Genomic DNA, 20,222 nt, shown 5'->3' with positions numbered 1-20,222 from the left:
CGTTTCCAGCGGCGCGAGCCTCTCCGGCCGCAAGGAGTGCGCCACGAGGCCGTTTCCCGAGCCAGCCCCACGTGCGCTCGCGCAGGCGTGAACACTCCAACCCTCGGACCATAACGGTGTCAGCCGCATCCCTCCTCCTCTATCCCGACCCCCGCCTGCGCCACGTCGCGGAGCCGGTGACCGCCTTCGATGCGAGCCTTCGGCAATCCGTCGCCGACCTCGAAGCGGTGATGCAGGCGGTCTCCGCCCTCGGCCTGACCCTGCCGCATATCGGGTTGCTGCAGCGGGTCGTGGTCCTGCGCATGGAGCCCGGCGCGCCGACGACGATCTACGTCAATCCCCAGATCGTCTGGACATCCGACGAGCGCGGCCCGCAGACGGAGGGCAGCGTCTCGATGCCGGGGATCGTGGAAACGGTCGATCGGGCCGTGCGGGTACGTGTCCGCTTCAGCGACCTGTCCGGGGTCGAGCACGAGGAGGAAGCGGAGGGATTTCGCGCAGCCTGCCTGCAACACGAGGTCGATCAGCTCGACGGCATCTTCTGGATCGACCGGCTCTCACGCCTGCGTCGCGACAGGGCACTCAAGCGGTTCGCAAAGCTGCGCCGCGTGGCCGGCTGACTCAGCGAGGACACCCGTGTTTCGGACCCATATCCGCCCTAATTGCTGCTGCAGCAGGGTCGGCGATCCGCCGTATGGTGGGCCGAGAACGCACACCCGGCGCGTCGACAGAGGTCCGAGATGTCCCCCCTTCGCCTGATCGGCATCGCCCTGTTGCTGGCCGCAGGAGCTTCCCCAACCGCCGAGGCGGCGGGACCGGCTCCCGTCATCGGCTGCCCCTCCCTGGTGAATCTGCGCCTCCTGATGCGGCAGACCAAGGCGGATACGACGGTCGCGGCGGCGATCCTCGGTGACGACAAGGCGGATCATCTCGGTTGCGCGGTGCTGGCGCGGGACGCGATCACCGCCCTGCAGGAGCGCCTGAGCCTGAACGGCAGCGACTACGATTGCCTGTCCCTGCGCAGCACCAGTGTCTGCCATTGGGTCGTGGCCGGCGCAGTGAACCTCAGCCAGCCGCCCACGAAGGCGCGCGCTGGCGAGAAGTCCCGGGCAGCGGAAAAGCCCCGCCGATGACGGCCCCTTTGCGCATCTGGATCGTCGCAGCACTGGTAGGGGTCGGTTCACCCCTACGGTCGGAGCCACTCGCTCAGGTCCTCGCCTGCGACACTCTGGTCAACCTGCGGGTGCTGATGAGTACCGGTGAGCGGGCGGTGGCGGAAACCGCCCTTCCCAGTCATCCAGGGTGCCGCCTGGTCCCGCGCGGGCGGATCGCTGCGGCCGAGCACCGGGCGATGGTGGGCGGGGCGCCCTACGAGTGCCTGTCCGTCACCGGCGAAAGCGCCTGCGCGTGGATCTGGCCGTAGAACGCAACAGCCGGGACGGGACCCGGCGGTGATCAGACTCGGTCGCTTCAGACGCTGAGGGGTGCGCCGATCCGTGCGCGGAGGACGTGCCGCAGGTTCTCGTTCGCGGTGGCGTCCGCATCGAGGGCGGACATCAGCCGCAGCAGGCGACTGATCGGCGTCGTACGGTCCTCGACCGCCGAGCGGATCTGGACCTGGAGCGGCGTCGCCTCGCTCGAGAGTTCAGTTTTCAGGTTCGAAGGGGCCGGCTGAGGCATGATCCGCGAATCCATGGCGTGATCCGTCGCGATCACGGCCGGCTCGCTACGCCATCCCCGGCGCCCGCGCCAGGGTTATTTGCCATCTATCCATAGCCGGCACGCAATCCAGCCCTGCGGACGGGAACAAAACGTGTTTCGTCTCGAAAAGTGGGGATGATCTGGTGTTCGCGTGGTCGCCTGCCAAGTCGCCCTGCCCTAGCTGGCAATCGGTGAATCACGATAGCCGTCGAGGATGTCCTGAGGATCACGGTAGATCGCGATGCATCCCGACTCGTTCAGGCTGGCCTCCGGGAAGCCGCCGCAGAGCACACCGATCGTGCGGATCCCGGCCTTGGTCGCGGCCTGGGCATCGTAGGGGGTATCGCCGATCACCAGCGCGGCCTCCGCGCGGATCGGGGCGAGCTTGTCGAGAGCGGCCGCAAAGATATCGGGGAAGGGTTTCGAACGCTCGACGTCGTCGGAGGTCACCACGACATCCGCCATCCCCTCGATCCCCAGGAGCGTCTGATAATGCTCCACCTCCTCCGCCTTGCCGGACGAGGCGAGCGCGATGGTCAGACCCTCGGAACGCAGGTGACGGAACAGGTCCGGGACGCCGGGAAACGACTTCACCTGCGGAAGGTAATTCCGCTTGAACAGGTCCGACCGATAAGCCTCGATCTCCTCGCCCTCGCGGTCCACGCGGGCGTCGTCCAGGAAGACCGGCAGGAGCTGATCACCGCCCTTTCCGATCTGACTCCGGGCGTCGCCATGCGAGACGGTCACTCCGAAATGCGCGAAGGCGTCGACCCAGGCCTGCGCGTGGAGGTCCACGCTGTCGAGCAGCGTACCGTCGATATCGAAGATCACCGCCTGAACGGTCTTGGGCATGACGTCTTCCGTGATGGATTCGACCCGGAAAGCTGCGTCCCGGGCCAGGCGGGCGAACCGGCGGAAGACTCCGCCGCTCGCGGTGGCGCCGGCCTCAGCGCGGGAAGATGTGGAAGCCGTCATCCGGCAGCAGATTGCGGGCCGGACCGCCCGTCTGCTGGCCGCGCCCCTGCTGATAGTAGGGCAGCTCGGGGCGGCGATCGTTGTCGCTGCCCGAGTCGTATTCCCAACCGCGGCTCCACGGGGCCCGTCCGCCGATGTTGCCGGACGCGTCCACCTCGTGAATGAACGGCGCACCCTGCGGGTCGAGGTTTCCGGCCACCGCGCCGAGGGGCAGCCCGGCGATGCTGAGCGCGAGCAGGGTAGACAACGTCGTCTTCATGGAAGCCTCGCGGAACGGAATGCGCCGCCGCCGAGCCAGGCCGCAGGCGATCGCTGTTGCGCGGACAACCGCAAAGGTTCGGTTTCGTTCCGATCCGGGTTCGTGCGGGGCGGGAAACGCGAGAGCCCGCACTCCGGTGGCGGAGCGCGGGCTCAATGGTCTCGATGCTCGCAGATTGGGGACGCGTCGGGCGGATTCCGCCAGAGCGCCCCGGCTGCTCAGTGGACCGTCGCTGCCGACTCGGCCGCGCGCGGACGGGCAGCAGCCTTCGGCGCTACGGACTTCGGAGCGGCGGACTTGCCCGCCGGCTTCGCAGCAACCTTGGCGGGTGTCTTAGCGGGTGCCTTGGCCGCTGCTTTCGCGGGCTTCGCGACCGGCACGGCGACCGCCTTCGTGGCGGCTTCGGCCTTGGCGTCGACCTTGGCGGCCGCCGACCGGGCCCGGCTCGGCTTGGCCTTCAGCACCTCGGCGGGACTGGCGGAGAGGGTCAGGGCGGGCGGAACGGCCTGGATCAGGACGGGCTCGGCCGACGCGCGGGCCTGCAGCTCCGTCTCGGCCCGCAGCCAGTGGTCCTCGGCGCGACCGAGGACCCGGCCCTCGTCTTCCCAGATGTAGTAGGCGCGTTCCCGCACCTGATGTTCGAAGTGGGTCATCACAAGCTCCCTGGTCCCACGGTCCGACGTTCGGGGCGAGGATGGGAGCGCGTGGTTAAGGCAGGGTTAACCGGCCCTGGCGCATTACAGCGAACGCTTCGACAGGCGTCGGACGTTCGACCGGACCTTCCGCCGATAGCCCGCGACGACACGGGCCGTGGACCCGCCCATCGCAATGAGCAGGGCGGCCTCGTTGGCCGCTATGATCTTCTCACTGACCATGCGCTGCGCCTCAGCCTGGGCGGCGGCATCGCCCACCGCCAGCATGGCCAAGCGCAGGCCGATGACCTGCTGCGATTCCATGGCGAGCAGGGTCGCGTCCATGCCGAGCTTCCACCACGAACCGAACATGCCGCATCTCTCCCGGGGCGGTCTTCAGGCCCCTGTCACGCTTGCGGATCCCGGCGCGATACCGCGTCGCCGAGACCAGGAATCCATCAGTCGAAGAGGTGCTTCTTGGCGCCCGAGCCGCCGAGGCTGATCTTCTTCGTGCCCGAGCCACCGAGGCTGATCTTCTTCGGCGGCGCGGCGGCCGGGCTCGGCGTTGCCGGGCGGGCGGGCTTCAGCCGTGACTGGCCATAGACCACCGAGCCGATCTCGTCGGCGACGCGCACGAGATCCTCACGCTCGCACTCGCGCGCGACCCGCAGGCCGAGCTGGTGCATGTGGCTCTTGCCGTAGAGATAGACCGCGAGGCGCGCCCGGGTGGTGGTGGACATGGCCGCCAGGATCTCCGGCAGGTCGTCCGCATCGGCCCGGTAGACCTGGCCCAGGAGTTCGAGGGAGACCGGGCAATCCGGATCCGGAACGGCGCCGCTGGTCGGGTGAGACTGCGTCATGGTGCGTCTGCCTGTGAAGAGGGAACGGGGGTGGCGACCGGATCTTCGGCCGCGGCGGGAATGATTTCGGCCGCCTCCGGGCGAACCGGGGATCGCGGAGCGGGGCCGGGTTCGGCCGGACGCGGGGCGGTGAGGCACCCCGTGCAGACCGACGCGATGGCGATGCGGGACCGCTGCTCGGCCCGCTGCCAGACCGCCTCGCTGCGTGCGCGGGCCGCCCGGGCGATCTCCTCGTCCGACGGACCAGCGCCGCCGGAGCCGACGGAGGTTTCCCCGGCCGGGCGAATGCGCAGGAACAGCGGCTCCTGCGCCCGAGCCGGCGTGACCACGAACTCGGAGATAGCAGGCATGAACCCGGTCAGGCTACCGGCGATCACCAGAAAGGACGCGCTTACGAGGCGGATGGAGGGGGGCATCGGCTCCTCGGTGGGATCGTCGGCGCACCGGAACGTTCAGGCCAACAGGGTTAACAGGGTCTGAAGCGCACGGGATGCCGCAGCGGCAGAGGGTCCCCTCGACCGCGTTGTGCGCCGCACCTAACAGGGCCCGATGGAACCCAATGTCTACCTTCTGATGGCCGCCGCCCTCGCCTTTTCGGGTTACATGGTGCTCGCGATGCGCTCATGACCCGGGCTCAGGATCGGTCGGCCTTGTCGATCACAGCGCAGGCGGTCACCAGACCGGCGCCGTAGTTCGAGACCGAACAGGTGACGAGGGCCGTCCCGGCATCCACGTGACTGTGCCGGGTGGTGACGGCGTTCTCACGCGCCTTGACCGCCGCTGCCTCGATCTCGCTGGCGGAGATGCCCGTGGTCGCGTGTCCGGCGCGGCCGAACAACGGAAAATACCCGGCGGGCAGGCTCGGCCCCCGGAACTGGACGCCCACCGACGAGAGCTCGCCGCAGGCGAGCGTCAGACCGATGCCTTCGGCCGCCGTGAACTCGGCGAAATCCGCCGTGCGCTTCACGACGCGCGCCTCGGTGCTCGCGACCACGCGCTCGATGAGGTCGCCGCAGGCATCCGCCCTGGCGGGGGCGGTCAGGGCCACGAGTCCGAGGGCGAGGATCAGCGTACGCATGCGATGAGAGCTAGGGGCCGGCGCGGCTTTGTCGAGCTTCCGCGCTACAGGCGCCTGCGCGCCGGGCGGGGACGTCGGAACACGCCGACCACCTCGACATGGCCGGAATACGCGAACTGATCGATGGGGGTGACCTGCTCCAATGTGTAGCCTCCGGCGACGAGGGCGGCGGCATCGCGGGAGAACGTGCCGACATCGCAGGCCACGCCGATCACCAGCGGCACCTTCGATTCGGCGATCCGGACCGCCTGGGCCCCCGCCCCCGCCCGCGGGGGATCGAAGACCACGGCGTCGTAGGCCTCCAGTTCGAGGGGCAGGAGGGGCCTTCGGAACAGGTCGCGGCGTTCCGTCGTGACGCGACGCAGACCCGGCACCGCCCGAACCGCCCGGTCGAGGCTCGCCAGGGCGGCGGCCTCCCCCTCCACCGCGTGCACGTCGCGGGTCTGCGCCATGGCGAGGGTGAAGGGACCGGCGCCGGAGAACAGGTCGACCACGCGCTTCGTCTTCCGGTCGAGGGCAGCCACGACCGCGCCGGCCAGGACGGCCTCGCCGGCCTCCGTGGCCTGCAGGAAGCCGCCCGCCGGCGGGACCAGCCGCAGCCCTGCGCTCGTCACGGCGGGTGCACGGCGCTCCACCAGCACCTCCCCGTGCAGCGACAGGCGCGCGAGATCGAGTTCGGCCGCGAGGCGCACCAGCACCGCCCGAACCCCTTCGGCGATCGGACCGTGCCCCCGGATGTCCACGTCGAGGCCCGCCTCCGTCGCCGTGAACGCGACGTCGAGGGGTTTCCGTCCGTGCCCGAGGGGCGCGCTCAGGGCGCCCGCGATCTCGGGGGCCCGGTGCAGCATCGGCACGGTGATGGGGCAATGGTCGATCGCGACGAGGTCGTGGCTGCGCGCGGCCATCAACCCGACGCGGGCTCCGCCCTCCCCGGCGCGCACGTGCAGGGTGAGGCGGCGGCGTCCCTCTCCCCGCGCATCGATCATCGCCTCGGGCTGCACCTCGAGCCGGGCCTGGGACAGGGCCTGGACGAGCTGGCCGTGCTTCCACGCGGCGTAGGGTCCCGCCGCGAGGTGCTGCACGGCGCAGCCGCCGCAGGTCCCGAAATACGGACAGAACGGTGTGATGCGATCCGGCGAGGTCCGCTCGACCGTCTGCAGGTGTCCGCGCCCGCCCTCACGCCGGATCGTCACGCGTTCCCCCGGCAGCGCGAAGGCGACGGGGGTTCCGTCCTCCGCCATGCCATCGCCGCGGGCGCCCAGGCGAACGATCTCCAGGGTTTCGGTGGTCGTCTCGGTCATGATGTCGAATCCAGGCGCGCCCCGATCAGGAACTCGCGATTGCCGTCGCCCCCCGTCACGGGGGATGGGATCAGGCCGAGGACACGCATCCCCGACGCTTCGATGAAGTCCCGCAGCCCGTCGCACACCGCCGCGTGGATCTCCGGATCGCGAACGATCCCGCCACGTCCGACACCCTCGCGGCCCGCCTCGAATTGCGGCTTGATGAGCGCAGCCAGTGCGGCCCCCGGTGCCAGCAAAGCCAGGACCGCCGGCAGGACGAGGCGCAGCGAGATGAAGCTCACGTCGATGGCGCAGAGCGTGGGCGGGATCGGAATCTCCGCCCGGTCGAGGGACCGGATGTCCCGACCCTCCAGGCTCGTGACGCGCGGGTCGCTCCGCAGCGCCGCGTGAAGCTGGTCGCGCCCGACATCGACGGCGTAGACATGCGCCGCGCCGCGCTTCAGGAGCGCATCGGTGAAGCCCCCTGTCGAGGCTCCGACATCGAGACAGGTCTGGGCGTCGGGATCGAACCCGAAGGCCTCCAGGGCGGCGGTCAGCTTGAGGCCTCCCCGCGAAACGAAGGGATGCGGCGCGCGCGCGGTGATGCGCGCATCGCGGTCGAGCAGGTCGGAGGCACGCGTCACGGGGCGGTCGTCGGCCTGCACCAGCCCGGCGGCGATGGCGGCCTGAGCCCGCGCGCGGCTCTCGAAATGGCCCTGCTCGACCAGCAGCCGATCGGCCCTGAGCCGGTCCCGATTCATCACAACGTCCAACGACACGCCACCCGACCGGCCGTGGCCGGAACCTTCCGCTACACCACATCGGGCCGCCGGCGAACGACATTCGCTTCGATTTCGGTCGCGCCGCCGCTTGAGATCGCCGCATATGATAGGGAAATGCGGCCGATTCCGTACGGAACGGTTGCGCCCCGTCCGGCTTGTGCTCGGATGCAGGGGCGGAGCGCTCCATCGACGGCGATGGAGCGAGGCCGAAGATAGGACGATCCATGGACGCGCCACGGGAAATCGAACTGAAGCTGCAATGCGGGGGCGGCGACCTCGCCGAACTCGCCCGGCACCCGTTCCTGCAGACCGCGACGCCCGAGCAGACGGCTCTCCTGACCTCGACCTACTACGACACCCCCGAAGGTGACCTCCGGGCGAAGGGACTGACCCTGCGTGTACGCCGGGACGGTGAGGCCTACGTGCAGACGGTCAAGGCGTCGGCCGCGGGTGTGGGTCTGTTCGACCGCTCCGAATGGGAAGGCCCGGTCACGGGCGAGCAGCCCGATCTCGCGCAACTGTCCGGAACCCCGGTGCCAGCGATCCTCGAAGCAGTGTCCGATCCGACCCTGCGCCCGGTCTTCGCGACGGTCGTCGAGCGCCGGACCCGCCACATCGGTTACGGCGCTTCCCGCATCGAGGTCGCCCTCGACCAGGGCCGGATCGAGACGCCGAACGGCGATACCCCGCTCTGGGAACTGGAACTCGAGCTGCGGGAAGGATCACCGGAGGATCTCTTCACCCTGGCGCAGGCCCTCGGCGAGACGGTGCCCCTGCGCCTCGGAGCCATGAGCAAGAGCGCGCGCGGGTTCCGCCTGATCGACGGCACGCTGCGGCGCCCGAGCAAGGCGGGCGCGGTCCGCCTCGGGCAGGACGACAGCGCCGGCACGGCTTTTCGCACCATCGCGCAGGCCTGCCTCGGGCACCTGCGGCTCAACGAGGACGTGTTCCTCCACACCCGCGATCCGGAGGGCTTGCACCAGTTGCGGGTGGCCCTACGCCGCCTGCGCTCGGCCCTGACCCTCTTCAAACCAGTGCTGGCGGCGGACCCGGCCGCCGCGCATCTGCGCGAGGAGATCAAGCGCGTCACCGAACCCTTCGGACACGCACGCAACCTCGACGTCTTCCTCTCGGAAACGCTGCCGGCCGAGATCGCCATGCGTCCGGACGAGCCCGGTATCGACGATCTCAGCGCGCGCCTGGAGGCGGAACGGGCCCGTGCCTACGACGCCGCGCTCGCGACCCTGGAATCGCAGGAGTGGCGGAGCCTCGTCCTCGACCTCGCGAGTTGGCTGGAAACGGGGGACTGGCGCAAGGCGTCGGGGGCACCGGAGCGTGACCGTGCCGCCCGGGATTTCGCCGAGGATGTGCTCGACCGGGCACGCAAGCGCATCCGCAAGCGCGGCCGTCACCTCGACCGCCTCGACCCGGAGGCCCGCCACCGGGTGCGGATCGAGGCGAAGAAGCTGCGCTACGGCGCCGAGTTCTTCGCGAGCCTCTATGCGGACAAGAAGTCCCACAAGCGCCACAAGGCCTTCGTGTCCGCGCTCTCGGACCTCCAGGACCACCTCGGTGCGCTGAACGACCAGGCGACCGCCCATTCGGTGCTGGCCAGCCTGATGATCGCGCCGGACCGGCCCCCGGTGCCCGGCGAGACCCTGTTCGCCGCCGGACTGGCCGCCGGCGACAACGAGGCGAATTCGCGCAAGCTGCTCAAGGCGGCCGCCGAGGCCCACAGCGGCCTCCTCGACGTCGAGCCGTTCTGGCGCTGAGGCGCCTCAGCCCCGGGGGCTGAGGGCGTAGAGGGTGATGGCCGCGGCGTTCGAGACGTTGATGCTGCGGATCTCACCGCTGAAGGGGATGCGGGCCAGCACATCGCAATTGTCGCGGGTGCGCTGGCGCAAGCCCTTGCCCTCGGCGCCCAGCACGATCACCGCCGGGCGCTTCGGGCCGATGCTGTCGAGGTCCGTCTCCGCATCGGAATCCAGGCCGATCCGGGTGAAGCCGCGCTTGCCGAGATCGACCAGGGCGTCCGAGAGATTGCGCACCACGATCAGGGGCACGTGCTCCAAGCCGCCCGAGGCGGATTTCGCAAGCACGCCGGTGGCGACGGGCGAGTGGCGAGCGGTGGTGATGATACCCGCGACCCCGAAGGCGGCCGCGGTGCGCACGATGGCGCCGACGTTGTGCGGATCGGTGATCTGATCCAGGGCGAGCAGCAGCACGTCGTCGGAAAGGTCGTCGAGATCCGGGCCCGGCAATGGATCGGCCTCGAGGTACAGACCCTGGTGGACCGCGTCCGGCCCGAGCAGCGCATTGATGGCACTGGGACGCACCATTTCGGGATCGATGCGAAGGGGGCCGATCTCCTCGGCGAGCCGTGCCATCGCATTCTCAGTTGCGAGCAGCCTGTGAAGCTTGCGCCCCTCGTTGGCCAGCGCCTGCGCCACGGGGTGCCAGCCGTACAGCACCACATGATCGCCCGAGGCCGCTGCCACGCTCGCCGCCCCACGCTGCTTCTGCGGCGGTCCGCGCCGGAAGGACCCCCGTGAAAAGCCGGGCTTCGTCGTCCTCGGGCTCGGAGGGCCGTCGCGTCGCGTCGTCATGGATCACAGGTCCGCTGTCCGGCGGCCGGCGATTGCACGGGCCCACCGATGAAGCCTCCGACAAACCCAGTGCCGCCGAATTCGTCAAGCGGCAAACTCAACGGCGAATCCCCGTTGCCCCAGCGCCCGAAGCCGCATATAGAACCCCTCGCCGCAGCAGCGCCCTTCGTCTAGCGGTCCAGGACGTCGCCCTTTCACGGCGAAAACACGGGTTCGATTCCCGTAGGGCGCGCCACGCTAACCCTAAGCTCTCACGCAGGCTGATTTTCTTCAACTCGGTGCCTAGTACTACTGTGTCATAAAGTTTGGGTGTAGAGTTGGTGACTCGATCTCGTGATGGAGCGAGGCATGGATCGCTTGAACTCCCCGCTGGCTGCTGACCAGCTTCGTTTTGCAAGATATCTGGAGGCTTTGTCAGGCGTCCTCGGCCATGCCGATCGGATTGCGCCGCTGAAGGCCTACTGCACGGGCCTCCTCCTGCCGGGTGCTCGCAAGAGCATCGAGCCGATGGCGGCCCGGATCGCGCCGGCGCGTGTCCAAGCCACCCATCAGGCGCTGCATCACTTCGTGGCCAAGGGCGAATGGTCGGACAGCGCTTTGCTGGCCCGAGTCCGCAGCGAGGTTCTTCCTACGATCGAAAGCCAGGGCCCGATCCAGGCCTGGATCGTCGATGATACGGGCTTTCCCAAGAAGGGCCGCCATTCAGTTGGAGTGGGACGGCAATACTGCGGCCAGATCGGCAAACAGGACAACTGCCAGATCGCCGTGACGCTCTCTGTGGCCAACGCCCAGGCCAGCCTGCCGGTGGCCTATCGCCTCTACCTGCCGGAAGCCTGGGCCTTGGATGCCGAGCGGCGCGGCAAGGCCGCCGTGCCCGAGGAGATCGGCTTCCGGACCAAGCCAGAGATTGCGCTGGATCAGATCCGGGCGGCCTTGGCCGATGGGGTGCCGGCCGGCCTGGTTCTGGCTGATGCCGGATACGGGATCGACACGGCCTTCCGTACGGCGCTGACGGCTTTGGGCTTGCGCTACAGTCTGGGCGTTCAGTCCTCGACGAGCCTGTGGGCCCCAGGATCCGCACCGCTGCCGCCTAAACCCTGGAGCGGACGCGGGCGCCCACCCACCCGGGTACGACGGAGCCTCGAGCACAAGCCACTCTCGGCGGAGACGCTGGCCCGGTCTCTGCCGGAGACTGCCTGGCAGCGGATCACGTGGCGCGTTGGCACGAACGGTCTACTGACCTCGCGCTTTGCGGCCGTGCGGGCGCGCCCGGCACATCGGGATGAACTGCGACACGAGCCGCGTCCCGAGGAGTGGTTCCTGATCGAGTGGCCGGAGGGCGAGGATGCGCCGACCAAGTACTGGCTCTCGACCCTGCCGCCAGAGACGCCCCTGGCCGAGTTGGTCAGCCGGACGAAACTGCGCTGGCGCATCGAGCGGGACTACCAGGAACTCAAACAGGAAATCGGGCTCGGCCACTACGAGGGGCGAAGCTGGCGCGGCTTCCATCATCACGCCAGCTTGTGCATCGCGGACTACGGGTTCCCGGTCTCCGAGCGAGGCCGTTTTCCCCCCTCAGGACCAGAGATCATCGAGCGGCAAGCGCTTGCCATACCCGCCGGTTACAAACCCCGTGGTGCTCCCGATCCGGCCCGAGCGACACGTGCCTGACTCCATCGCGACCCTGCGCCTACGGCTGGCACGGGCACTCACGCAAACCCTGCAACGATGTCCTTGCTGCCAACAAAATTTGTGACACAGTAGTACTAGGAGCCCGTCCGAGTGATCCTCTCGACGGCGAGGCGGGAGGGTGATTCACTTGGCTCATGGCCAAGGTGTTTCGCGCGTGGGATGTTGATCAGGGTTGGCTTTTGCCGCCCTCGCTGCACGAGTTCGTGCCGCCCGGGCACATGGCACACTTCGTACGCGACACAGTGCGGGAAGCGCTCGACCTCTCGGCCATCCTCGGCACCTATAGTGAGGAGCGCGGCTACCCGCCCTACCATCCGGGTATGATGGTGGCGCTCCTTCTCTACGGCTACAGCCGCGGCCTGTACTCGTCGCGTCAACTCGCCAGGGCCTGCGAGGAGCGGGTCGACGTCATGGCGGTGACGGGCCTGAACCGGCCGGACTTCCGCACCATCGCCGACTTCCGCAAGCGCCACCTCGTGGCCTTGTCCGACCTGTTCGTGCAGGTTCTGCGCCTGTGTCGGGCCGCCGGTCTGGTGCAGTTCGCCCATGTGGCGGTGGACGGCACCAAGGTGAAGGCCAACGCCTCCCGTCATAAGGCGATGAGCTACGGACGCATGAAGACGGCCGAGCCCGCGCTGGCTGCCGAGGTCGACGCGTGGTTGGAGCGGGCGCGTGAGGCCGATGCGGCCGAGGATGAGGCTCAGGGCCCGGACCGGCGCGGGGACGAGACGCCGGACTGGATGGCCGACAAGCAGCGACGCCTGGAGACGATCCGCGCCGCTAAAGCCGCCCTGGAAGTGGAAGCGATCGACCCGCCCGACCCCGAGGACGAGAGCGGGCCGGGTGCATCCTCGGGCATGCGCTGGCAGGGGCGGCCCTTGCGCGGGGAGGACGGCGGTCCGCCCGACCGGGCGCAGCGCAACTTCACCGACCCAGACAGCCGCATCCTGCCGACCCGCGACGGGTTCGTGCAGGGCTACAACGGTCAGATCGCCGTCGATGCCGCGCATCAGATCATTGTGGCCCATCGCCTCGTGACGAACGCCTCCGATGCCCGCGCCCTCGTGCCCCTCATCGACGACGCCCGCGCTCATCTCGGGCGCAAGCCGTACGAGGTCTCGGGGGATTCCGGTTTTGCCAACGAGGCGAACCTGACCGCCCTGAAGCAGCGCCGGATCGCCGCTTATCTTGCTCCCGGTCGGGCCCGCCATAGCCAAGCGGATGCGGCCGGTCGTCGGACGCTGACGAAGACGCCCCTGATGCAGGCGATGGCCGCGCGCCTGAAACGGGCTGGCCGCCGCAGCCGCTATCGCCTCAGGAAGCAGGTCGTCGAGCCGGTGTTCGGGCAGATCAAGCAGGCCCGAGGCTTCCGCCAGTTCTTACTCCGGGGCCTCGATCAGGTCCGGGGCGAATGGGCGATGGTCTGCACCGCCCACAACCTTCTCAAGCTGGCAAAGGCAGGGCGATGAGCTCAAAGCCGACACACACCTCTGACCAGATCTCGACGCTCAAACCATCCCATAAACTCGTTACTCGGACGGGCTCCTAGGTTTGCAGTGTGGCTCACACGAGGGATGGAGCGGACCGATGGCCATTGCGATACTCGGGATCGATCTGGGCAAGAACAGCTGCAGTGTGGTCGGGCAGGATGCGACCGGTCGGGTCGTCCTGCGACGCCGGATGCGACGCGAGACGGTGATGACCTTTGGCGCGACGCTTCCACCTTGCATCATCGCCATGGAGGCGTGCTGTGGCGCGCATCACATGGGCCGGGCGCTCGCCGCTCAAGGCCACACCATCCGGCTGATGTCGCCGGAATACGTGCGCCCCTACGTCAAGGCCCAGAAGAACGACGACCGTGACGCCGAGGCGATCGCAGAGGCTGCGACGCGTCCGACTATGCGGTTCGTCGCGCTGAAGTCGGAAGCGCAGCTCGACATGCAGACTCTGCACCGGGTGCGCGACCAGCTCGTGGGCGAACGCACGGCCTTGATGAACCAGATCCGGGCCATCCTGCTGGAGCGTGGCCACATCGTCCCGCAAGAACGTGCCAAGCTTGCCGCCAGGCTGAACACCCTGCTCGATCCCGACACCGCCGCGGACATCACGCCACGAATGCGCAGCCTCGTGGCCGACGTGCGGGAACGTTGGCAGTCCCTCGACGAACGCATCGCAACGCTCGATGGCGAGTTCGCCGAACAGGCCCGGACCGACGAGAGTGCTCGCCGGCTCACCACCATCCCGGGCATCGGTGCACTCAACGCCACAGCGCTGATTGCGGCGATCGGTGACGTGGCCACCTTCGCCCGCGGGCGTGATCTGGCGGCCTGGCTCGGCCTCGTGCCGCGGCAAGTCACGACTGGCGGACGACCCAAACTCGTCGGCATCACCAAGCGCGGCAGCAAGTACCTGCGCAAGATGCTGATCCAGGGTGCACGGGCGGCGATGCCGACCCTTCGCAAAAGCGATACGCGGATCGGCCAATGGCTCCGGGGCCTGCTGGCGCGGGCGCACGCCAACACCGCCGTCGTTGCGCTAGCAGCCAAGATGGCTCGGACCGTCTGGGCGCTGCTGCGCCACAAACGCGTCTATGAGCCGGCGGCGGTGGCTGCCTGAACCGAGCTTGGTCGGCGAAGCCTTCGTCGGCCTCACCATGTCTGCGAGCGGCGAGAGGAAGATGGCCTGACAGTCGATCGGTGTTCTGGAAGCCTCTGGCGTAAAATGGCGCTCGACGCCGCCCCCTTTATGAGGACCAGGACGCGCGGATCTCCATCTTGGCCAACGGCATCGCCGAAAGGCCGGATACGTTTATGCAGACTGCTCAGACCAGCGGATCATCAGCCACTTGCGGACGGGGCGGGCCATACGTTTTGGCTGGGACAGATGCGCTGTCCAGGCAAGCCTGGCTCCAGTCGATCTGCCCGGCCGCGTACAGACGCTCCAGCAACACGTGATGCAGACGGCTCCACACGCCCGCCGCTTGCCAATCCCGCAGCCGCCGCCAGCAACTCATGCCGGAGCCGCAGCCCATCTCGACCGGCAGCATCTCCCACGGCAGGCCCGAGCGCAGCACGAACAGGATGCCCGTCAGTGCGGCCCGGTTCTCAATGGGACGAAGCCCGCCCTTCGGACGGGGCCGAGGCGGCGGGAGGAGCGGAGCGATCTCATCCCAGAGATCATCGGGGAGAAGCGGTCTGGCCATGCCAAACCAACGCAGAACTTCCAACTCCATGCCGTTCTGTTAGGCGCTCTAAGGCTCGTAACGCGGCGGCGTCTTTTTGCCTCACCTGGAAGCAGCGCGGCTCAAGCTCAGGGCTCAGAAGATCGGGATTCAAGTAGAAATTATCGAGTCTTACGACCCCTTCGAAGACAACTGGAACTAGTTCTAGGATATGTGCCCGGTTCGCACAAATTCCATGTTCACTATATCCGAGATCTCTATCTGCGAGCAGCAGGTCAGCCGTTTCCGTGCTGTGCTCACGTGCCGTGTAGAGGAAATCGAATTAGACGAAGTGAGTGGCTCTTCGCAAAGCCCGCATACAGTTTTGTTCGCCAAGGACCAGTTAGGTAAGCTCGACCGCCGGCTATGGGACAACAATCGAGTTTAGGATGTGCGTTCGGTAGAATTGACCTAACGACTCTTCTAACAAATTCGTGCGTCAAACTTACAAGTTTTTTTCTGTGCAGTGCCGTCCCTTGTGTGTATGAAAATGGTTATTTTCGTGTGGAACTGCAGTCTTACCGAGCGTCAGCCCCTGGGGCTTAATTTGGTTTGCAGCTCATTACGCCTCCAGCGTAGTTGTTGGCTGCCCGGCGATTAGCGTTTAAAAGTGCTGGCGCAATCACCGTTAAGCCGCCATAACAGCCAGGTGTGAGCAGGCCGGAGCAGAGACGGAATGAAGTTCAATATCGCAATAACTGCTGCGTTCCTCACGGGCATTGTGACCTCACTGACGGGAGCTCTCCCACCGTCGGCCCGAGGCTTTCAGGAGTTGCGGGCGGCCGATAAGGCATCGTGGAACCGCCTGAGCGGATCAGTCTGTTCTGGCTGCGGGTCCGAAAAAGCGGCTTCACGATCCGTACTGACGGACCCCATAGCCGTTCTTGCGGCTGTGCCACGTCCACCTTCTACTGCGATTGTATACAAAATTTCTCAACCCACGGTATATGCTGTGAGGCCTGACGTCCGCTACGCCTCACTCCGTCGGCATCATACTCAGCAACATGTGGCCAGGATTCGCAAAGAGCGGCATCACCAAGTCAGCTCAAATTTTAAGCGTAGGATTCGTATGTCGGAACTTAGTAAAAGAACTATTGAGGGCGTTCGTGATGAGGCTGCGATAGGTCCTGGTTTAAATGCAATCTCGATGGATATTTACTAACTACATCATTCCACGATTGATACAGTTGGCGGTTTTGTTGATGCATATATTTATACTTTGAAAATCCAACGTTTATTGTATAGCAAACATTGTCAATATCGGCGCTAAGTTTCTCCTGGGTTCAATCCTACGGTATTGCGAACCAGACCGGCAGGTGTTGACCGAGTTTTGCCCCTTGATGGTGACGTTCCATATCACCAAAAGCTGCCCACCCAGCGTCCCGGGATGGTTTAACGTTGTCTAGGACGCACGCAAGCATTTGCGTTGCTCTGGCAAGCGAACACCTCGAAGAACCGTGCAATGGCGGGGTTTGACCGTCTGATTGACCCCGCCCGGAGCTTCGGCGTCCTCGGACTGGCGTTCTGGCAGTCTGGCAGTGGTGGTGAGGGGGCATAGGGTCCGCCCCGACCATCCCTCGGGCCGCCACCGGCCGGGCTTCGAGCCAGAGGAAGCGCTTGAGGTTGTAGGCGAGGTTGGTGAGCCCAATCTTGGTCCGGGCTCGAGCCAGGCCGATGGTGCGCACGAACAGGCCAAAGCGGTGCTTGTGGCCGGCAAATACCGTCTCGACCGCCGAGCGGACCTTGGAGCGGGCGCGGTTGGCCTCGCGCTGCGCCGGCGTCAGGTCGTGGCCGGGCTGTCGCCGGAAGTGGATCTTCGAGCGCCGGCCATGCTTGGCCAGCTGAGCCTCGTTGGTCTTCGAGCGGTAGGCGGTATCGGCGAGAGACCTCGCTCGCCGTGCTGGCCGCGTCGAGGACGTTGGCCAGTTGCGTCCCGTCGTGAGCGGCCGCGCTGGTGACGGTGAAGCGGCGGACAAACCCGTGCTTGCGGTCGATCGAGACATGCGTCTTGTACCCGAACACCGGGATCGCGATCTCAACCTTGGCCTTGGTGCCGTCCGCCTTTGCGGGCCGCGCCTTGGCCCGCTTTAGGGTCCAGCGGGCATCGCGGTCCTTCTGCGCGAGCTTCTTCGGTTTGGCCGCCCACGCGTCAGGGATCTTGCCCTCCCTGAGAGCCGCCTTCTCCGCATCGGTGTTGCGCTGACGTGGAGCCGCGATGATCGAAGCGTCGATGATCTGCCCCGACATCGCGAGATTACCATTGCCCTTCAGCCAGGCGTCGAAGGCAGCAAACAGCGCGTCGATCGCGCAGGCCCGGGTCAGCTGTTCCTGGAATAGCCACACTGTCTTTGAGTCCGGCACCGCATCCTCGAAGCCGAGGCCGAGGAAGCGCATGAACGAGAGCCTGTCCCGGATCTGGAACTCGGTGGCGTCGTCCGACAGCGTGTAGAGCGTCTGCAGGATCAGGATTTTGAACATTAGAGCATTTTCGGTTTGATCTGGTTAGTATCCTGCTGCGGCGAAGAAGTTTGCGCACTCGCCTGGCGTGACGGTGTCGACGAGGCGTCCGATGGCCGACCACAATCCCTCGACGGTTCGCTCGGCCGCTTTGCGCAGGAGCGCCTTCAGCTTCGAGAACGCCATCTCGATGGGGTTGAAGTCGGGCGAGTAGGGCGTGAGGAACAAGAGCCGCGCGCCGGCTGCCGCGATGGCGGCACGCACGGCGGGCCCCTTGTGGCTTCCGAGGTTGTCCATGACGACGATGTCGCCGGGGGCGAGTTCGGGCACCAGAACCTGATCGACATAGGCCTGAAAGGCGTCGAGGTTGATCGGCCCATCGAGCACGAACGGGGCGGCGATCCCGGACAGGCGCAGGCCAGCTACCAGGGTCGTGGTCTTCCAGTGATGGGGTGGACGCCCCCCGACGGCATCGACGTGCCAGATTGGTGGTGTTGTCAACCACCCGAGGGAGGCGTCCGTGACAGAGGTTAGCATCATCGGCCTGGATCTGGCCAAGAAAGTCTTCCAGGCGCACGGCGCGAACGCTGCCGGTGCGCCGATCTTCCGCAAGAAGCTGCGGCGGGAGCAGGTGCTGGCCTTCTTTGCTGCTCAACCGCCCTGCCTCGTGGCGATGGAGGCCTGCCCCGGTGCGCATCACTGGGGCCGCGAGATCGGCAAGCTCGGTCACACGGTCAAGCTGATCGCGCCTGCCTACGTGAAGCCCTTCGTCAAGCGGCAGAAGAACGACGCGGCCGATGCCGAGGCGATCTGCGAGGCCGCGCAGCGTCCGACCATGCGCTTCGTTGCCGTGAAGAGCGAAGCCAAGCAGGCCTCCGCGGTGATCTTCCGGACCCGCGACGTGCTGGTCGGCCAGCGCACCCAGCTCATCAACGCGATCCGCGGCCATCTTGCCGAGTACGGCCTGATCGCGGCGCAGGGGCCCGCCCATATCGAGCGGTTGATCGCGCAGATCGAGGATCCCGCTTCGGACATTCCTCCAGCCGCCCGCGCCAGCCTCGCCGTTCTCGTCTGTGCGCTCCGCCATCTGCAGGAGCAGACCGCAACCCTGGATGCTGAGATCGCCACGCGCGCGAAGGCCGACGATACGGCACGGCGGCTGATGAGCGTGCCGGGCATCGGTCCGCTGATCGCCACTGCCATCGAGGCCCTGGCCCCGCCCGTTGAGACGTTCCGTTCGGGCCGCGACTTCGCCGCCTGGGTCGGGCTGACACCGGTGCAGCGCTCGACCGGCGGCAAAGAGCGCCTGGGTCGCACCTCGCGCATGGGCGAGCGGACGCTGAGACGCCTGCTCATCATCGCGGCCAGCGCGGTGGTACGCTGGGCCAAGCGCAAGGGCGTGCCGGCCGACTCATGGCTCGGCCAAATGCTCGCTCGCAAGCCGCCGATGCTGGTCATCGTAGCTGTGGCGAACAAGAACGCGCGCATCGCGTGGGCCCTTCTGACGAAGGGTGGGATCTACCGAGCTCCGGCCGTCACCGCGTAGGCGGGGCGGACGCGAGGCTGTCGGAGGGCGTGAGGAGGTCGACGGACAGGTATGGCGCAACGTCGGTGAGACGGAGTTGGGAGAACCAGGCGCACGGGGAGCGCTTCGAGCGCGCTGTAGTGATGTGGTCCCGACTCTCGTACTCCCATACGGGCCCGCGGCATGTAACCCGCCGCATCAGAGGCCCGACACATGGCAGCACCCGATCACGCACCGCACCCGTCCAGAGATTTTGCTTGCACCCGAAGGGGCGTCCACACATGACCGTGCGGGGATGGGCGAGCGCAGCCGCTCGCCGCGCGGGGAACGCCCACGGGTGCGGGCCATGTTGGTGGAGGTCCAGGTCTCGTCGAGGAAAACCAGGCGCGCAGGGTCGAGATCGGGTTGGCCCTCGAATCAGGTCTCGCGCGCCGTTTTCACCTCCGGGCGTTCCTGCTCGGCGGCGTGAGCTGTCTTCTTTTGTAGGTGAGATCGCGTGCGTCGAGGAAGCTCCATAGGGTGCCCAGACCGACCGTGAGATCGTGCTCGTCCCAGAGCCGGGCGCGCATCTCCTCAAGGGTGATGTCGTCCTTCGCGTCGATCAGGCCACGCAAGAACGCCTCGTGCGGATCGAGCTTCGAGCGGCGCGCCCGTCCTTGCGGACGAGCGGCCACCGTCCCGGTCGTCGTGAGCGCGGCCATCCAGCGGATCGAGGTCGCGATGCCGACCCCAAAGCGCGCGGCCGCCTGGCGGCGCGAAGTCGTTGCCGCGGCCTTAACCATGCGCTCGCGCAGGTCCTGGCTGTAGGGTCGACCCATGCTTCGCTCCTTCTCAAAAGCGATCAGTGAATCAGCCCAACAGCTTCGCGTGAACCCCACCTGCCCGATTCAGCGCAGCCCGAAAACGCTCTAGCACCGGATCGTAGGGCGGGCGGGCACCCTTCGACCCATCGGACCGCTTCAGTGCGGTCGCCAACTTCAGTCGGAAAGCCTCGATGTCGATCAGCGCCGCGAACTTCACCAACGGATCGCCGTTATCCGACAAGCGCTGATAGTGCTCATCCAGATCGAAGAACGCTGGCTGACCCATCCGAGCCTCCCCAACGCCGACAACATCAGGGAATCACTACACCGCCCAACACAGAAGGGGGTG

Annotated in this window: 20 protein-coding genes, 1 tRNA gene and 4 pseudogenes; 9 read left to right on the top strand and 16 right to left on the bottom strand. The window is 67.0% G+C overall.

Annotated elements, in window-relative coordinates:
* Window positions 1–116: 116 nt before the first annotated feature.
* From OF380_RS14890 to OF380_RS14880, 3 genes are all read left to right on the top strand, one after another.
* Window positions 117–620 (top strand): peptide deformylase, encoded by a 504-nt coding sequence (locus tag OF380_RS14890; protein WP_264045232.1) that lies wholly within the window; start codon window positions 117–119, stop codon window positions 618–620.
* A gap of 120 nt (window positions 621–740) precedes the next feature.
* Window positions 741–1,133, top strand: coding sequence for a hypothetical protein (locus tag OF380_RS14885; protein ID WP_264045230.1), 393 nt, complete (start codon window positions 741–743; stop codon window positions 1,131–1,133).
* Window positions 1,130–1,423, top strand: coding sequence for a hypothetical protein (locus OF380_RS14880; RefSeq protein ID WP_264045228.1), 294 nt, complete (start codon window positions 1,130–1,132; stop codon window positions 1,421–1,423). The genes OF380_RS14885 and OF380_RS14880 overlap by 4 nt, the downstream gene beginning before the upstream one ends.
* Before the next feature lie 47 nt (window positions 1,424–1,470).
* Here the strand turns inward: OF380_RS14880 and OF380_RS14875 are convergent, their stop codons facing one another.
* The 10 genes from OF380_RS14875 to OF380_RS14830 all read right to left on the bottom strand — a co-directional run bounded on the left by OF380_RS14875 (window position 1,471) and on the right by OF380_RS14830 (window position 7,549).
* Complete coding sequence (locus tag OF380_RS14875) at window positions 1,471–1,680, bottom strand: hypothetical protein (protein ID WP_264045226.1); 210 nt, start codon at window positions 1,678–1,680, stop codon at window positions 1,471–1,473.
* Window positions 1,681–1,878: 198 nt separating this feature from the next.
* The gene (locus OF380_RS14870) at window positions 1,879–2,553 is read right to left on the bottom strand and encodes an HAD family hydrolase (RefSeq protein ID WP_264045224.1); all 675 of its coding nucleotides are present in this window, start codon (window positions 2,551–2,553) and stop codon (window positions 1,879–1,881) included.
* Window positions 2,554–2,647: 94 nt separating this feature from the next.
* Window positions 2,648–2,935 carry a hypothetical protein gene (locus tag OF380_RS14865; RefSeq protein WP_264045223.1) on the bottom strand — a complete coding sequence of 96 codons (288 nt, stop codon included), beginning with the start codon at window positions 2,933–2,935 and terminating at the stop codon, window positions 2,648–2,650.
* 218 nt (window positions 2,936–3,153) lie between these two features.
* Window positions 3,154–3,588, bottom strand: a complete 435-nt coding sequence (locus OF380_RS14860) for a DUF2934 domain-containing protein (RefSeq protein WP_264045221.1) — start codon at window positions 3,586–3,588, stop codon at window positions 3,154–3,156.
* An 84-nt stretch (window positions 3,589–3,672) separates the two neighbouring features.
* A complete protein-coding gene (locus OF380_RS14855; RefSeq protein WP_264045219.1) occupies window positions 3,673–3,939 on the bottom strand; it encodes a hypothetical protein in 267 nt (88 codons plus the stop codon).
* 86 nt (window positions 3,940–4,025) lie between these two features.
* Window positions 4,026–4,427: a hypothetical protein gene (locus tag OF380_RS14850; RefSeq protein WP_264045217.1), complete on the bottom strand. Its 402-nt coding sequence runs from the start codon at window positions 4,425–4,427 to the stop codon at window positions 4,026–4,028.
* On the bottom strand, window positions 4,424–4,843 hold the full coding sequence (locus tag OF380_RS14845) for a hypothetical protein (RefSeq protein WP_264045215.1): 420 nt from the start codon (window positions 4,841–4,843) through the stop codon (window positions 4,424–4,426). The genes OF380_RS14850 and OF380_RS14845 overlap by 4 nt, the downstream gene beginning before the upstream one ends.
* A 218-nt stretch (window positions 4,844–5,061) precedes the next feature.
* Window positions 5,062–5,505, bottom strand: coding sequence for a hypothetical protein (locus OF380_RS14840; protein ID WP_264045213.1), 444 nt, complete (start codon window positions 5,503–5,505; stop codon window positions 5,062–5,064).
* Between the two features lie 44 nt (window positions 5,506–5,549).
* A complete protein-coding gene (locus OF380_RS14835) occupies window positions 5,550–6,806 on the bottom strand; it encodes a class I SAM-dependent RNA methyltransferase (RefSeq protein WP_264045211.1) in 1,257 nt (418 codons plus the stop codon).
* Entirely contained in the window at window positions 6,803–7,549 is a 747-nt protein-coding gene (locus tag OF380_RS14830; RefSeq protein ID WP_264045208.1) for a TlyA family RNA methyltransferase, read from the bottom strand. The genes OF380_RS14835 and OF380_RS14830 overlap by 4 nt, the downstream gene beginning before the upstream one ends.
* Window positions 7,550–7,794: 245 nt before the next feature.
* Between OF380_RS14830 and OF380_RS14825 the strand changes: the two genes are divergently transcribed.
* The gene (locus OF380_RS14825) at window positions 7,795–9,342 is read left to right on the top strand and encodes a CYTH and CHAD domain-containing protein (protein WP_264045206.1); all 1,548 of its coding nucleotides are present in this window, start codon (window positions 7,795–7,797) and stop codon (window positions 9,340–9,342) included.
* A gap of 6 nt (window positions 9,343–9,348) precedes the next feature.
* Here the strand turns inward: OF380_RS14825 and rlmB are convergent, their stop codons facing one another.
* Window positions 9,349–10,176: a 23S rRNA (guanosine(2251)-2'-O)-methyltransferase RlmB gene (rlmB, locus tag OF380_RS14820; protein ID WP_264045204.1), complete on the bottom strand. Its 828-nt coding sequence runs from the start codon at window positions 10,174–10,176 to the stop codon at window positions 9,349–9,351.
* 159 nt (window positions 10,177–10,335) lie between these two features.
* On the opposite strand from rlmB, the gene OF380_RS14815 reads away from it, so the two are divergent.
* The 4 genes from OF380_RS14815 to OF380_RS14800 all read left to right on the top strand — a co-directional run bounded on the left by OF380_RS14815 (window position 10,336) and on the right by OF380_RS14800 (window position 14,484).
* A tRNA-Glu gene (locus OF380_RS14815) sits at window positions 10,336–10,411 on the top strand.
* A 113-nt stretch (window positions 10,412–10,524) separates the two neighbouring features.
* On the top strand, window positions 10,525–11,847 hold the full coding sequence (locus OF380_RS14810; protein ID WP_264051337.1) for an IS701 family transposase: 1,323 nt from the start codon (window positions 10,525–10,527) through the stop codon (window positions 11,845–11,847).
* 155 nt (window positions 11,848–12,002) lie between these two features.
* A complete protein-coding gene (locus OF380_RS14805) occupies window positions 12,003–13,337 on the top strand; it encodes an IS1182 family transposase (protein WP_264045172.1) in 1,335 nt (444 codons plus the stop codon).
* 118 nt (window positions 13,338–13,455) lie between these two features.
* Window positions 13,456–14,484 (top strand): IS110 family RNA-guided transposase, encoded by a 1,029-nt coding sequence (locus tag OF380_RS14800; protein ID WP_264045170.1) that lies wholly within the window; start codon window positions 13,456–13,458, stop codon window positions 14,482–14,484.
* Window positions 14,485–14,728: 244 nt separating this feature from the next.
* Here OF380_RS14800 and OF380_RS14795 read toward each other — a convergent pair.
* From OF380_RS14795 to OF380_RS14785, 3 pseudogenes are all read right to left on the bottom strand, one after another.
* Window positions 14,729–15,070, bottom strand: a pseudogene (locus tag OF380_RS14795) (transposase); the annotation flags it as partial.
* A gap of 1,631 nt (window positions 15,071–16,701) precedes the next feature.
* A pseudogene (locus OF380_RS14790) lies at window positions 16,702–17,566 on the bottom strand (IS5 family transposase); the annotation flags it as partial.
* 24 nt (window positions 17,567–17,590) lie between these two features.
* Window positions 17,591–18,004 (bottom strand): annotated as a pseudogene (locus OF380_RS14785) (transposase); the annotation flags it as partial.
* Between the two features lie 61 nt (window positions 18,005–18,065).
* Between OF380_RS14785 and OF380_RS14780 the strand changes: the two are divergent.
* Window positions 18,066–19,091, top strand: coding sequence for an IS110 family RNA-guided transposase (locus OF380_RS14780; protein ID WP_264045202.1), 1,026 nt, complete (start codon window positions 18,066–18,068; stop codon window positions 19,089–19,091).
* A gap of 209 nt (window positions 19,092–19,300) precedes the next feature.
* On the opposite strand, the pseudogene OF380_RS14775 reads toward OF380_RS14780, so the two are convergent.
* Window positions 19,301–19,888: pseudogene (locus OF380_RS14775) on the bottom strand (IS630 family transposase); the annotation flags it as partial.
* Between the two features lie 31 nt (window positions 19,889–19,919).
* Window positions 19,920–20,159, bottom strand: coding sequence for a hypothetical protein (locus tag OF380_RS14770; RefSeq protein ID WP_264045200.1), 240 nt, complete (start codon window positions 20,157–20,159; stop codon window positions 19,920–19,922).
* Between the last annotated feature and the right edge of the window lie 63 nt (window positions 20,160–20,222).

It is taken from the genome of Methylobacterium sp. FF17, assembly GCF_025813715.1.
GTDB classification, from domain to species: domain Bacteria; phylum Pseudomonadota; class Alphaproteobacteria; order Rhizobiales; family Beijerinckiaceae; genus Methylobacterium; species Methylobacterium flocculans.
The sequence above is the reverse complement of the archived record's forward strand: the minus strand, read 5'-3'. Positions and strand labels throughout refer to the sequence as shown.

Bases quoted from the DNA above. Each gene is read 5' to 3' on its own strand.
- OF380_RS14885 (WP_264045230.1), top strand. From the start codon at position 741: ATGTCCCCCCTTCGCCTGATCGGCATCGCCCTGTTGCTGGCCGCAGGA.
- OF380_RS14880 (WP_264045228.1), top strand. From the start codon at position 1,130: ATGACGGCCCCTTTGCGCATCTGGATCGTCGCAGCACTGGTAGGGGTC.
- OF380_RS14875 (WP_264045226.1), bottom strand. From the start codon at position 1,680: ATGCCTCAGCCGGCCCCTTCGAACCTGAAAACTGAACTCTCGAGCGAG.
- OF380_RS14870 (WP_264045224.1), bottom strand. From the start codon at position 2,553: ATGCCCAAGACCGTTCAGGCGGTGATCTTCGATATCGACGGTACGCTG.
- OF380_RS14865 (WP_264045223.1), bottom strand. From the start codon at position 2,935: ATGAAGACGACGTTGTCTACCCTGCTCGCGCTCAGCATCGCCGGGCTG.
- OF380_RS14860 (WP_264045221.1), bottom strand. From the start codon at position 3,588: ATGACCCACTTCGAACATCAGGTGCGGGAACGCGCCTACTACATCTGG.
- OF380_RS14855 (WP_264045219.1), bottom strand. From the start codon at position 3,939: ATGTTCGGTTCGTGGTGGAAGCTCGGCATGGACGCGACCCTGCTCGCC.
- OF380_RS14850 (WP_264045217.1), bottom strand. From the start codon at position 4,427: ATGACGCAGTCTCACCCGACCAGCGGCGCCGTTCCGGATCCGGATTGC.
- OF380_RS14845 (WP_264045215.1), bottom strand. From the start codon at position 4,843: ATGCCCCCCTCCATCCGCCTCGTAAGCGCGTCCTTTCTGGTGATCGCC.
- OF380_RS14840 (WP_264045213.1), bottom strand. From the start codon at position 5,505: ATGCGTACGCTGATCCTCGCCCTCGGACTCGTGGCCCTGACCGCCCCC.
- OF380_RS14835 (WP_264045211.1), bottom strand. From the start codon at position 6,806: ATGACCGAGACGACCACCGAAACCCTGGAGATCGTTCGCCTGGGCGCC.
- OF380_RS14830 (WP_264045208.1), bottom strand. From the start codon at position 7,549: ATGAATCGGGACCGGCTCAGGGCCGATCGGCTGCTGGTCGAGCAGGGC.
- OF380_RS14825 (WP_264045206.1), top strand. From the start codon at position 7,795: ATGGACGCGCCACGGGAAATCGAACTGAAGCTGCAATGCGGGGGCGGC.
- rlmB (WP_264045204.1), bottom strand. From the start codon at position 10,176: ATGACGACGCGACGCGACGGCCCTCCGAGCCCGAGGACGACGAAGCCC.
- OF380_RS14810 (WP_264051337.1), top strand. From the start codon at position 10,525: ATGGATCGCTTGAACTCCCCGCTGGCTGCTGACCAGCTTCGTTTTGCA.
- OF380_RS14805 (WP_264045172.1), top strand. From the start codon at position 12,003: ATGGCCAAGGTGTTTCGCGCGTGGGATGTTGATCAGGGTTGGCTTTTG.
- OF380_RS14800 (WP_264045170.1), top strand. From the start codon at position 13,456: ATGGCCATTGCGATACTCGGGATCGATCTGGGCAAGAACAGCTGCAGT.
- OF380_RS14770 (WP_264045200.1), bottom strand. From the start codon at position 20,159: ATGGGTCAGCCAGCGTTCTTCGATCTGGATGAGCACTATCAGCGCTTG.